The organism is Thalassotalea sp. 273M-4 (assembly GCF_041410465.1).
GTDB classification, from domain to species: domain Bacteria; phylum Pseudomonadota; class Gammaproteobacteria; order Enterobacterales; family Alteromonadaceae; genus Thalassotalea_A; species Thalassotalea_A aquiviva.
This window is the reverse complement of sequence record NZ_CP166961.1, coordinates 1,690,480-1,703,430: the sequence shown is the minus strand read 5'-3', so window position 1 is coordinate 1,703,430 and position 12,951 is coordinate 1,690,480. Positions and strand designations below refer to the sequence as shown.

General features: G+C 39.8%; 9 protein-coding genes. 5 read left to right on the top strand and 4 right to left on the bottom strand.

Annotation, left to right across the window (positions count from 1 at the left end):
- Positions 1 to 116: 116 nt before the first annotated feature.
- The 5 genes from ACAY00_RS07690 to ACAY00_RS07670 all read left to right on the top strand — a co-directional run bounded on the left by ACAY00_RS07690 (position 117) and on the right by ACAY00_RS07670 (position 8,788).
- Positions 117 to 728, top strand: coding sequence for a paraquat-inducible protein A (locus tag ACAY00_RS07690; protein WP_371372180.1), 612 nt, complete (start codon positions 117 to 119; stop codon positions 726 to 728).
- Positions 715 to 1,362 carry a paraquat-inducible protein A gene (locus ACAY00_RS07685; protein ID WP_371372178.1) on the top strand — a complete coding sequence of 216 codons (648 nt, stop codon included), beginning with the start codon at positions 715 to 717 and terminating at the stop codon, positions 1,360 to 1,362. Before ACAY00_RS07690 ends, ACAY00_RS07685 begins: the two co-directional genes overlap by 14 nt.
- Positions 1,343 to 4,348, top strand: a complete 3,006-nt coding sequence (locus tag ACAY00_RS07680; protein ID WP_371372176.1) for an MlaD family protein — start codon at positions 1,343 to 1,345, stop codon at positions 4,346 to 4,348. Before ACAY00_RS07685 ends, ACAY00_RS07680 begins: the two co-directional genes overlap by 20 nt.
- Before the next feature lie 354 nt (positions 4,349 to 4,702).
- Positions 4,703 to 6,778: a S9 family peptidase gene (locus ACAY00_RS07675; RefSeq protein ID WP_371372174.1), complete on the top strand. Its 2,076-nt coding sequence runs from the start codon at positions 4,703 to 4,705 to the stop codon at positions 6,776 to 6,778.
- Positions 6,779 to 7,510: 732 nt separating this feature from the next.
- Positions 7,511 to 8,788, top strand: coding sequence for a tyrosine-type recombinase/integrase (locus tag ACAY00_RS07670; protein ID WP_371372172.1), 1,278 nt, complete (start codon positions 7,511 to 7,513; stop codon positions 8,786 to 8,788).
- Positions 8,789 to 8,881: 93 nt separating this feature from the next.
- On the opposite strand, the gene ACAY00_RS07665 is transcribed toward ACAY00_RS07670, so the two are convergent.
- The 4 genes from ACAY00_RS07665 to yejK form a co-directional block, all read right to left on the bottom strand.
- On the bottom strand, positions 8,882 to 9,751 hold the full coding sequence (locus tag ACAY00_RS07665) for a M23 family metallopeptidase (protein ID WP_371372170.1): 870 nt from the start codon (positions 9,749 to 9,751) through the stop codon (positions 8,882 to 8,884).
- Entirely contained in the window at positions 9,744 to 10,622 is an 879-nt protein-coding gene (locus ACAY00_RS07660) for a 6-pyruvoyl tetrahydropterin synthase family protein (protein ID WP_371379619.1), read from the bottom strand. Before ACAY00_RS07660 ends, ACAY00_RS07665 begins: the two co-directional genes overlap by 8 nt.
- Before the next feature lie 16 nt (positions 10,623 to 10,638).
- Positions 10,639 to 11,667, bottom strand: coding sequence for a dihydroorotase (pyrC, locus tag ACAY00_RS07655; RefSeq protein WP_371379616.1), 1,029 nt, complete (start codon positions 11,665 to 11,667; stop codon positions 10,639 to 10,641).
- 126 nt (positions 11,668 to 11,793) lie between these two features.
- Entirely contained in the window at positions 11,794 to 12,846 is a 1,053-nt protein-coding gene (yejK, locus tag ACAY00_RS07650) for a nucleoid-associated protein YejK (RefSeq protein ID WP_371372168.1), read from the bottom strand.
- Between the last annotated feature and the right edge of the window lie 105 nt (positions 12,847 to 12,951).

The window sequence follows — 12,951 nt, the reverse complement described above, 5'->3', positions numbered from 1 at the left end:
TTTGTTTTATATTTAAAGAGTATCGGCTTAATCAAGCTGTTGGTTTGATAGCACCATAAATAATGTTTAGTGAGTTCGTTAACAGAGTGCTAAGGGTGAAACAAAGGGCTTATAGTTTGAAGGAAAAACTTTATGCATGTCTTGAATGCGATTACTTGTTAACCTTGCCCCATCTGCTAGAGGGTGAAACGGCCTTTTGTCCAAGGTGTAGACACCCCATAGTACAACGTAAAATCAATTCCATTAATCGCACCTTAGCGGTTTGCTGTTCTGGTTTGTTAATTTTTATTCCCGCTGTTTTTGAACCTCTGATGTCAATGAAAATACTTTCTTTACAAAGTTCAGCCAGCTTGTTTACGGGCATGATTGCCTTGTGGCAAAGTGAAATGTATTTGGTCTCCAGTTTGATCTTTTTCTTTTGTATCTTTACCCCTCTAGTCAAGTTGTCCTGTGCGTTTGTTATTTGTGTCGGGGTAAAATTTCAGTGGGGATATCAAATGTGGTTTAAAAAACTTTTCTTGTACTACCACCGTGCCGATGTATGGGAAATGCTCGAAGTTTTTATGATTGGAGTGCTGGTAGCCATATTCAAGTTAAAAGATCTGGCAGACTTAACGTTAAACTTTGGCATTTTATGTTTTGCTACTTTAGTGGTTTGTGTGAACGCACTTAAAGTCACTTTAGATCACGACATGGTTTGGGACACCATTGATTATGACAAAGGATAAAACAATAGCGGTTAATGCCAAAGATAACGGCTTAGTGTTATGTCAAGTTTGTCATCAACTGGCGAAATACCAACAACAAGAGCAAAACTTTTGTCCTCGTTGTGGCTCTGCGATAGACGTTCGATTTAGAAACTCGCTGCAACGATGCTGGGCATTAACCATTTGCTCTTTAATTGTCTTTATTCCGGCCAATACGTATCCCATCATGACCTTCTTATATTTTGGTAATGGCCAAGGCGATACCATCTTATCTGGGATCATTGCGTTATTAAAATTTGAAATGTATCCAATTGCAGCCATTGTCTTTATTGCCAGTTTTTTAGTACCCGCGGCTAAAATCTTTGGCTTATTTCTACTGTTAAATTCTTTACGCAGACGATCAGCCTTTAGTCCAGAAAAACGAACTAAAATATATCGTTATATAGAATTTTTTGGTAAATGGTCAATGATTGATGTATTTGTCGTCGCTCTACTGGTTGCTCTTGTTGAGTTTGGTACATTTCTTCGGATAGTGGCAGGCCCAGGTGCTACCGCTTTTGGCATTATGGTCATTTTAACCATTTTTGCCGCCAATAGCTTTGATCCAAGATTACTATGGGATGAGGAGTCGGTGGATGACAGCACAACAAGTTAATGAACAACCTAAAGCTTTGGTGAAAAAATCGTCCACTATTTCGGCGATATGGTTGTTGCCGATAATCGCGGGTGTTATCGGCTTGTACTTGCTTTATAAATCCTTTACCGATGCGGGTATCGACATTGTGGTGCAGTTAGATCGCGCTGATGGTATTACCGTCAATAAAACCCAGCTTAGATACAAAGGGTTTCCTTTAGGTGTTGTTAGAGACTTAGCATTCACCGAAGATTTACAAAATGTCTTGGTGAGCATTGAAATGGATAATGCAGCAGAAGATTATTTAAATGAAAATACGTATATTTGGCTGGTTAAACCCGAGGTGAGTTTGTCAGGTATTTCTGGCCTTGATACTGTTTTAACCGGTAATTACTTTGAAATGTTACCCGGTGATGGCAAGCAAGAGCAACGCTATTTTGAAGCACTTAAAAAACCACCGGCTTTAAGTCAAGAGTACCCAGGCCTTCACCTTATTCTTCATTCCAAAGACTTAGGGTCCATATCTCATGGCAGCAGTGTGTATTACAAACAAATCAAAGTGGGTGAAGTCTATGCATATGAATTTTCCCAAGACAGTTCTCATATTGAAGTTAAAGTGATCATTGAGGAGCAATATGCTCATTTAGTCACCATGCACTCGCGTTTTTGGAATGCCAGTGGGATTTCGTTAAAAGGCGACTTGTCCGGCTTTAAAATGCAAACTCAGTCATTATCATCGATTATTGGAGGTGGCATCGCTTTTCATAACCCTGAGCCTGCAAAACACGACAATGAGGTAAACGATTTTACAGAATTTCCATTATATGAAGATTTCGAGCAGGCGCGTGCAGGCGTGAGTGTGGTGATGAATTTTCCGAAAAATAGTGGTGTAAAGGCTGGGGTCACTAAGGTCATGTTTGAAGGTTTTGAAGTAGGGCAGGTTGAAAGCCTGACCTTTAATGAAGACACCGGTGGGGTAAAAGGTAATGTATTATTAAACCCTAAGCTAGAGCCGTTTTTGCTTTCTAAAATGGACTTTTGGCTAGTAAAACCGATGATAAGTCTTGATGGGATTGCGAATTTAGACACCATTTTAAGTGGGGTATTTGTGTCATTTCGCTTAGGTGAGGGAGAGCCCGCTCGCGAATTTGATGTTTTACCATCGGCGCCCCCCTTAAATTTTTCAGAACCTGGGTTGCATTTATCGCTGTACTCAAACAATGTAAAGTCATTAGCCGTGGGATCAAACATTTACTACAAAGACTTAAAGGTCGGAACAGTACAAGATCATCAATTTATCGACGGTAATGACAGGTTTGAAGTAAAGATTCATATTATGCCTGAGTATCAACACTTAGTTAATAGCAGCAGTGTCTTTTACGAACTTAGTGGGATCACCGCAAAAGGCAGTTTACAGCAATTTACTTTAGAAACAGGCCCTTTACAGACCATTATTTCTGGCGGTATTGCCTTTCAAACCTTAAAACCACGCAAAGGTCAAACAGTAAAAAACGGGACGATATTTGCTTTAAACAGCAGTCTTGACGATGCGTTAAACAGTGAAATAGTGACTTTAACGGCGGATATTAATATTGATTTAGTCGCCGATCTTACGCCAGTAAAATTTGGTTCTAAAGTCATTGGCAAAGTCATTAAAATTGAGCCCTCATCCGATCTAAGTACATCGACAGTAACGATAGGTTATCAAACTCAGTACAAAGGATTATTTAAGCAAACGACAAAAGTTTGGTTGGTTGAACCTGATATTTCAACGGGCAACTTAGAAGGGGTTAATGCACTGTTTAATGGCAGTTTCATTGAAGTAAGCCAGGGCAGTGGAAAAGCACAGAATGCATTTACTTTATTGAGTCAAGCGCCGGTTAAAGAGGCATCTGCACCCGGGTTACAAATACACTTACGTTCCGATAACACGAATTCTTTAACCAAAGGGGCGGCGATTACTTATAAGCAAATGTTAATAGGAGAGGTCGATGCCATTAACTTTACAGAGCAAGGTGATGCGATAGATATTGCGTTGACGGTGGATGAGAAATTCCGTCATTTAGTGACCGAACAAACTCGATTTTATATAGGAAGTGGTTTTGATATCAAGGCGGACTTGACGGGGTTAAAAATTAAAACTGAAAGCGTCAGCAGTATTGTCCAAGGTGGTATTGCGATAGATAATCAACGCGCCGACTACAGCAAGCCCGCCAAAGAAAAAAGCCAATATATTTTATACAGTAAATTTGATGATCTAGAGCACACCGGCCGGCAAATCAAAGTAACGTTTGAGCAGATCATTGATATTCAAAAAGGTGCGAAAGTGCAGTTTCATCAACATCAAGTTGGATATGTTGAAGATGTATTATTAAATCCTGAACTGACGAAAACAATGTTAATCGTTAACTTAAACGATAAGTATGAGCGTTTAGCTAAAGTTGGCAGCAAATTTTGGTTGGTAAAACCGATCGTAAGCATCAGTGGTATAAAAGATGCGAAAGCCTTATTAACCGGCAATTACCTTGGTGTTATACCGGGGTCAGGCCATAGCCAAAATGAATTTATTGGCTTGGTTAAAGAACCCGCTTTACAATCCTTACCTACGGGCTTAAACCTTACCTTAACAGCAACAAGAGCCGGTTCAATTCGTGCTTCAAATCCGGTTTATTTTAGGCAAATACAGGTAGGTCAAGTACTAGGCACTGAGCTTAATCAACGCTCAAATGGGGTGTATATCTACATAAATATTGACAAACAACACCAGCATTTAGTCAGTTACTATTCTCGTTTTTACAATGTAAGTGGGGTAAATGTGCAAGCGAGCTTATTCTCGGGGTTTAATATAGACACGGCATCGGTAGAGTCTATATTTCAAGGTGGTATTGCCTTTTCCACCCCTGACGTCACCAATTTGAACAAAGTTGATAATGGCGCTACATTCAAGCTTTACCCCAAAGTAAAGCAAGAATGGTTAGATTGGCAACCGGTATTAACACCACCATAATCTAATATATTCTAAACAATATAATTAGTTAGCAATAAACCATTATATAAATTTAAACAAAGAACAAGTTAAAGCTATGATTTCATGGCATTTGGGCTAAGGTCATTTCTTTTTTGAATACACCTGGGCAAAGGGTAATTTATCTTCAACTCAACGGGTAAATATGGCCGTTTATAAGCCTAGTTTAAGCCTAAGTTTGTAGATTTAGGTTGAGATCTTATTCAAACCCCCGTATTTTATAAGGCTTGTGCAAACAAATCTTACAACTAAGCTTTGTCTCTTGCGGGGGCTTTTTTCGGCCTGCGTAATAATTTGCCAATGATTTTCAACGAATAAATTGAGAACAATAATATTATGAATAAATTAACCAAGCTCTTTGCCATCACGGCCGCTCTATCATCGGGTCAAGCAATGGCAAATGACACCATTTCAATAGATGACATTCCAAACATTGAACACGTACTGCAAAACGCCGTTAGCCCAAGTGGCGATTATGTTGCCTTTACCCGTAAATTAGCACCAGAGCTATACGTTGATAAAGACAGCAACAGTTTTAGCGAGCTGTACATTGTTGACAGTAAGGGTAATGAGCGTCCATTTATTACCGGGAAAGTCAATGTAAGCCGTCTAGAATGGTCGCCTGATGGCCAATTTATTTATTTTCTAGCAAAGCAGGGCGAAGATAAATTTACTGCGCTTTACCGTATTCCATTTAACGGTGGTGAAAGCCAAAAAGTTATGGCGTTAAAAGAAACGTCAATCAGTTCATACGACATCAGCCCCAAAGGCGATAAAATTGCTTTATTAGCAATGCCGGCCAAAGATAAATCTGAAAAAACATTGCAAGAACTTGGTTTTAAAGCCGAAGTTTATGAAATGGGATTGGATAATAAGCAACTTTTCGTTACTGATTTAGCCATTAACGACAAACCTCTAGCCCTAGAAGCGTTTGATATTAACGCGTATGTTGCGGATATGAATTGGTCTGAAGATCAAGACAAGTTGTTGGTTAAAACACAGCCGACAGCACTCATTGACGATACATACACCAAATCGCAATGGCATGTAATGGACTTAGCATCAAGTAAATTTACTTTATCACTTTCGACTGAAGGTAAATTGAATCAAGCAGAGTTTTCACCAAGTGGTGATTACATTGCCATTATTGGTGCAGAAGATAAGCACGATCCATCGGCAGGGCGCTTGTTTTTAGCCAATACCAACAGTGGCGAAGTGAGTGATTGGATCCCAAACTTTAAAGGTCATGTAAGTGACATTGAATGGTCAAATAAAAAAGATCAACTTAACTTCATTGCGCAAGTTAATACCGAATCTGTGGTTGCTAGCATTAAACCTGGCACAAGCACATACGATACCATCGTTAAGCCTGGTACGTTTATCGCCTCAAATCTAACCATCTCAGACTCTGACAAAACCATGATGGTGAATGGTCATACCGCAAAACACCCAAATGAAGTGTTTATGGTTCGCGATAACAAGGTTACTAAATTAACCGATTCAAACCCTTGGCTGGCAAACAAACGTTTTGCCAAGCAAGAAACCATAAGCTTAAAAGCTCGCGATGGTGTGGAACTTGATGGTGTATTGGTTTACCCATTAGATTATAAAGAAGGTACTCGTTACCCGTTAATTATGCAAGTGCACGGTGGTCCAGAAGCGCACGAGAAAAACGGTTGGGTAACCGCGTACTCTAAGCCAGGTCAAATGGGCGCAGCTCGTGGTTACGCTGTATTTTATCCTAACTACCGTGGTTCTACGGGTAAAGGTGTGGCCTATTCAAAACTTGGTCAAAACGACTATGCCGGTGCTGAGTTTAACGACTTAGTTGATATGAAAAACCACTTAGTTGAAATGGGCGTTGTTGATAGTAAGCGTGTTGGTATTACAGGTGGCTCATACGGTGGTTACGCATCGGCTTGGGGGGCAACTAAATTAACAGAGCATTTTGCCGCGAGTGTTATGTTTGTTGGTATTTCAAACCAGTTATCAAAATTTGGTACGACAGATATCTCTAACGAAATGCATTTAGTGCATGCACGTTCATACCCATGGGATAAATGGCAATACTACTTAGAGCGCAGTCCAATTTACTGGGCTCATCAGTCAAAAACGCCATTATTGATCATGCACGGTAAAGCCGATCCACGTGTGCACCCAGCACAATCGATGGAAATGTACCGCTACATGAAAGTGCAAGGTAAAGATGTTCGTCTAGTTTACTACCCAGGTGAAGGCCATGGTAACCGACGTGCTGCTGCGCAATACGATTACAGCTTACGTTTAATGCGTTGGATGGATAACTATCTTATCGAAGGCAATAAAGACATGCCTGAATATGAGTTAGATCATAAAGGCAAAATGGAAGCTAAGAAAGACAGCAACAAAGACCAAGCAGAAAACGACGCTTAAACATTTAGAGTTTCGGTAAATGAAAGCCCGCAAGTTGATACTTGCGGGCTTTTTTATTTTTCCGTGGTCAATGGTTAAGAATGCTTTCATAAAAAACATCAGTAACGGCATTCAAAAGTCTCCTAAAATCGCTACAAGGCGCTATTTATAACGGTTTAAGCCAGATAACGATTGAAAATGTCCGTGCGCTACGTGAATTCTTTTTTATTGTGGCTAACTTTAGCCACAATATTTAACCAGAAGCGCTTAAATGTTTTAGTAATCCACTGATATTAATACTATTTGTTTATTTGCGAGTAAGGCTGTGGATTATATTTAGGAGGTTGCTTTAATTGCATCCTGTATGTTTTGCATAACGCGTTTATGTTAATCTGGTCAGGCGAATGCATTTAGCTAAGCGCTAAGGTGTTTATAAGCTTACTCATCATATCGATAAAATAAGCCCAGCACAGAAATTTAAATACATATGACAAAGACAGGGCTATTTACATGGCTCAAATGTCCGTTAATGTTAATTAGTGGACATTTTGATTTTAAGCCTTTATAGTGTTGATTACGTCTCTTAATCCGTGTTTTGGGCTTCAAGTGTTATCTTTAGTTTAATATCTATACCGCTAGATACGTTTTTAACTGGTAATATCGTTGTCGTTAAATACGATTATGGATTGTTAAAAAGCCCTTACAATTTGCATTTTATTGCGCTGATTACAACCTTAATAATGATAATAATTTATGACCGATACTTTTACCGCTCAACCCTTGTTTGATTCTCATCGACATTTTCAATTACTTAAACGCAACCAAGTTTTCTCTGACGACACGCCAACCGTTAAACAATTTGTAGAGTCTGTAAGTCAAACGGTTGCCGATGCTTTTGATGACTATAAGTTCACCAAAGAATTTCTTCAGTCTAAAGGACGTCGAAATGAAGCTACGTACAATTTATTTCGCACCGAAACCGAAAAGTTTCTCTTGTGGTCATGGCTGATCAATAAAAAATCTATTGTGCAGTTAAAACGACGTGATCTTGAAGCGTATATTGACTTTGTGCATAAGCCACCGCATCAATGGATCTCGGATAATGTTTATCGTCGATTTGAAAATCGCAATGGTATTCGCGATGTTAATCCTGACTGGCGCCCATTCACAATAAAAATTCCCAAAGCTCAACGCCTTGATAATATTGATTTTAAAAAGAAAAAACAAAATTACCAATGTTCTCAAGATGCTTTAAAAGCCACCTTTTCAGTTCTTAATGTCTATTATGACTATTTAGTTAGTGAAGATTATGCCTTTGGCAATGCCATCGCTTCGGTGAAAAAAGACTGCCCTTATTTAATCAAAGATGCTTCTTACACCGAAGTGAAACGATTATCTTCACTGCAATGGGACTACATTTTAGAGTCGTCCGAACTTTTAGCCAGTGAAAATGACAACCATGAACGGACCTTATTTATAATAGCGACGCTTAAAACCTTATATTTACGTATATCTGAATTGTCTGAGCGCGCTAATTGGTCGCCTACAATGGGCCATTTTTGGCAAGATAAAGATAAAAACCACTGGTTTAAAGTTTTCGGTAAAGGTTCTAAACAACGTGATGTGTCGGTTCCAGACTCGTTTTTACCGTATCTAGAACGCTATCGGGCAAGCCGCGGCCTGTCTGGTTATCCCTTATCGAGTGAATCTGATCCTCTTATTCATAAACTAAAAGGCTCTGGCGGCATGACTTCTCGCCAGTTAAGGCGAATTGTGCAGCAAGCATTTGACTTTGCTTATGAACAAATGGTGCAAGAAGGATTTAAGAACGAGGCGCAAACACTAAAAGAAGCAACAACGCACTGGCTACGTCATACGGGGGCTTCTATGGATATCGACTCAAGGCCATTAAAACATATGGCAGACGAATTAGGCCATGCTAGCATGGGAACAACCGATAGAGTCTACGTGCAATCAGATCACCTTGAACGGGCTAAATCTGGTAAAAAACGTATTGTTGAAAGTCGATAAGTTTACTGTAAAGAACGAAAAAACTTATATAAGCACAGTATATTAACCAATAAAGGCCAATAATCTTGGCCTTTATTGGTTTAAGTTATCAATTTACTCGTCTTGAGCCGATATGGCGCTCGGCGCTGAAAAAGTTCGAAAATTAGGTAACTCTAGGGCTAATGCGGGGTCAAGCTTGACGTTATACCAGTTAATCCGCCAATCTAAGTGAGGGCCTGTCGAGCGCCCTGTTGAACCAATTCTTGCTACTGGTTGAGATTGTAATACTCTGTCACCAACTTTGACATCGGCACCACTTAAATGCAAAAACGTTGAGGTAATACCATGGCCGTGGTCAATCACCAAAGTACCGCCAGAATAAAACATGTCTGGTACCCAAAGCGTCACCGTACCTGCTGCAGGAGCATAGACAGGTGTGCCTTTTTTTCCCGCATAATCAAGGCCAAAATGCGGGTTTTTCGGAACCCCATTATAATAACGTTGACTACCATAAACCCCGGTAATAACCCCGTTTGCTGGGGCTTTAAAGCCATGGGCAAAGTCGATATTCGATGATGAAACCGCCCTTACCTGACCAATTTTTTTATTATCTTGGCGAATGCGCTCTAATGCTTTCGGATCTGGCTGCATGATTTTTTTGGCAATACCTTCAATCTTTTGAATGTTGTATTGACGTTTTGTTGGGGTTAAAGCTTTTGATAAGGTTTCACCCGATGGTTCGGTAATCGTTAAGGTATGTGTTTTGTCGTCATCACGAGAAAAACCAAAGGTAAAATAACCATGTTTCGACACTTTTAGTGCCCGATCATCAAAAAGCACTTTATTTGCTGCCTCGGTTTTGCCTACCATTAAGCCACCTTGGGTTAGCGCACCTTCGAGCTCGAGTAAAACCTCGGCGTTTGCCCAATTTAGGCAACAGGCTAAACATAAACCCCAAAAGGTGTAGACCTTATTTTTACGCATTAGCAATCGCTCCTTTACCGACACCTTCAAAAGCAACCACCTTAAAGTTTGCTTCTGGATGGCGTTGTTTTAATTGTCTGGCAATAAAATCGGCCAATAGTTCCACCGTGGAGTCGCAATCAACGACATCAAGGCGGGAGCTTAAAACCGCAATATCAAATCGACCTTGTGGCGCATAATAAGAAAAATATTGATGTTCTGGTTTTAAAGCCACTTTGGCATTAGCCGATAGTTCAATTTCGTCGATGGTTGCTCTATCTGATTCACTGGCTAAATATATATCTCGCCATCTGGTGCACCAATAGCGCTCTAATTCTAGATCTCGAGTACCGTCTTTATAAAGGTGGATGGGCGAGCGATGACCATGGGCTATGCGTTGACAATTACCATCGTGTTTTTTCAAACCATGGGTATAGTGGTAATAATCACCGACTATGTTTTCAGCTCTAAGGTGTAAAGAGATACCTTGCACGTTTTCAGGAAGTTGCTGTTTTATAACCTTTTCAAGGTAACGCGTTACGTTTTCTTCATTAATTTCAGCGCAGTCCAACTGAACAAAGGCCTGGCTTGGAGATTGTAAATACATCTCAAAACCTGGGGCGTCAAAGTCCACATACAAGTGATCAGAGCGCACTGACTCTGACACCTGTACATTGGTATCTTTTATGGGTAACACCAGCTTGTGATCAACCGCGTCATCGATGATGGCTTTTATTTGCTTTTTAACAATACCAAAATCTAAAACCATACTTTCTGCATTTAAATCACCACTTAAAGTGACATCAACAATCCAGCTTTCGCCCACAACGCCTCTTTGAGATGATAAATACGAAAAATCTATAACGGTTAAATCGTTAACAAACAGCTGCATGTTTTTCATAAGTGCCCTACTTTACTTGCCAAAGAATTTGCTCACCGGCACGAATAGGTACAACAACATCATCACCAAATGGCAGGGTTTTTGGAATATCCCAAGGTTCTTTAACCAAGGTGATCGTGTCTTCATGCCTTGGTAATCGATAGAAATCGGGGCCGTTGAAGCTCGCAAACGCTTCTAATTTATCTAATGCATTTTCCTGTTCAAATACCTCAGCATACAATTCAATAGCTGCGTGCGCAGTATAAGAGCCAGCACACCCACACGCATTTTCTTTATTTGATTTTGTGTGTGGTGCTGAGTCAGTACCTAAGAAAAATTTCTTAGAGCCACTTGTTGCAGCTTCAACCAGTGCTTGCTGATGAATATTACGCTTTAAAATTGGCAAACAGAAAAAGTGTGGTTTAATACCACCTACAAGCATGTCGTTACGGTTAAATAATAGGTGATGCGCGGTAATCGTTGCCGCGATGTTGTCAGAGCCATTAGCAACAAACTCAACCGCATCTTTGGTTGTGATATGCTCAAGAACGATGCGTAAGTCTGGGAAGTCTGCCACAACCGGGGTTAAAATTCGGTCAATGTATTCTTTTTCACGATCAAAAATGTCGATGTCACTATCGGTTACTTCTCCGTGAATGAGCAACGGCATGCCAACAGATTGCATTGCTTTTAATACTGGGTAGATATTTTTCACATCAGTCACACCCGAGGCAGAATTCGTGGTAGCACCTGCAGGATATAATTTTGCGGCATAAACTAAGCCCGCTTTGTGTGCTTCTTCGATATCGGCAGCGGTAGTATTATCGGTAAGGTAAAGCACCATTAAAGGTTTAAACTGCTCACTTTCGCTGGCATCCATAATTCGGTCATGGTATTGCTTAGCTTGTTCAGCATTCATTACCGGCGGCACCAAGTTAGGCATAATAATAGCGCGACCAAAATAGCGACTAATATCGCGAACGGTATCTTTTAATACGTCGCCATCTCTAAGGTGAACATGCCAGTCATCTGGTCTTGTAATGGTTAATGTGGTCATAAATAGTGTCTCAAATACTGCGAACTGTTTAATCATAAAACAGCATGAAAATGAAAATTAACGCATCCTACTCTGTGCTATGCCAAGATGCAAAAATAAATGTTGTTAAGACTGCTCTTTAACCGCTTATTCTTCGGTTGTATCAGCCTGATTTTGTTCCAATAACTTCATTAATTGTTCTTTTAAGTTAGGTGGGACTTTGTAAATGGTCAAACTGTCTTTTTCAGGATTATAAACCACATCTTGACCAAAGTGAGAACGCTCAAAACTGACGCTTATACCAGCACCATAACCTGAGTATTTTGTAACTTTGTTTATAACTGTTTGATCATGCGGAAAGCTTTCTTCTATTTCTAGTGCGTTGTCTTGGCAAAATTGATAAAAACTGTTGCTTTCGTCTTCTGTGCGAATGCTGGCCGATAACTCTTTTAAATGAACTTCTTGGCCAGAGTGATGTTGCTCTTTACAGTAGGTTAAAAGCTCTTTTCGAGCTTCTTGTTTTTCTTCTGCGTTCAGTTGATTAACATTGACGTATTGCTCAACGGCTTCAACTAAATTGTGCGATTGTTGTTTAGGATCGATACCTTCTTCGCAGTTTAAAAAATCGAGGAAAAAGTCGGCTACTTTGCGACCGGCACGACCTTTTATAAAAGAAATGTACTTACCCGATTCTCTGTTATCGCGATACGCGAATATGTCAACTCGTGCGGCTAACGTTAATCGAGTAATATCAATGTGTTGGTCGGCAGAAATATTTAACTCGCCGTCAACATAAAAGTGTTCAGAGATTGGCAGTAACGCCACCAATAAATATTGACCACCTAAAGCTTCATAATGACATGTTACGAGATACCCTGTTTCGGCCAATTCGTATTTTTCTAATTCTTTTTTAAGGCGTAAGCTTGCCTGGTTTGAAAATGGAATAAATTCGTCAGGATTATCAAGGTAGTCTTGCAGCAATTGATCAAATGGCTTTTCAAAACCGTCAACCGGCTCAGATTTAAAACCGCCAAAGGCTTTACTGCCCTTGCTGTTGTAAAGTTTATGCAAAGACTCAACAAAAGCGGACATCTTTTCCGTCACCGCAATCGGTCCATTGCTGGCCTCTAAGGTGACTTCTGTGCTGTTTTCCGCTTTATTAAGATAATGTAGATCGATATTGGTTATAATTAAACTCATAATAATTGAATGATAATACTTTTATTTTTAATTGTTGAAATTCGTTAGTATATTAACTTGTGCAAGCATTTGATAAACTACAGCTAAATTATTAACAGGACGAAT

What these genes read in the sequence shown, in the direction of transcription:
- ACAY00_RS07685 (WP_371372178.1), top strand. Translation starts at nt 715, where the DNA reads ATGACAAAGGATAAAACAATAGCGGTTAATGCCAAAGATAACGGCTTA.
- ACAY00_RS07680 (WP_371372176.1), top strand. Translation starts at nt 1,343, where the DNA reads ATGACAGCACAACAAGTTAATGAACAACCTAAAGCTTTGGTGAAAAAA.
- ACAY00_RS07675 (WP_371372174.1), top strand. Translation starts at nt 4,703, where the DNA reads ATGAATAAATTAACCAAGCTCTTTGCCATCACGGCCGCTCTATCATCG.
- ACAY00_RS07670 (WP_371372172.1), top strand. Translation starts at nt 7,511, where the DNA reads ATGACCGATACTTTTACCGCTCAACCCTTGTTTGATTCTCATCGACAT.
- ACAY00_RS07665 (WP_371372170.1), bottom strand. Translation starts at nt 9,751, where the DNA reads ATGCGTAAAAATAAGGTCTACACCTTTTGGGGTTTATGTTTAGCCTGT.
- ACAY00_RS07660 (WP_371379619.1), bottom strand. Translation starts at nt 10,622, where the DNA reads ATGCAGCTGTTTGTTAACGATTTAACCGTTATAGATTTTTCGTATTTA.
- pyrC (WP_371379616.1), bottom strand. Translation starts at nt 11,667, where the DNA reads ATGACCACATTAACCATTACAAGACCAGATGACTGGCATGTTCACCTT.
- yejK (WP_371372168.1), bottom strand. Translation starts at nt 12,846, where the DNA reads ATGAGTTTAATTATAACCAATATCGATCTACATTATCTTAATAAAGCG.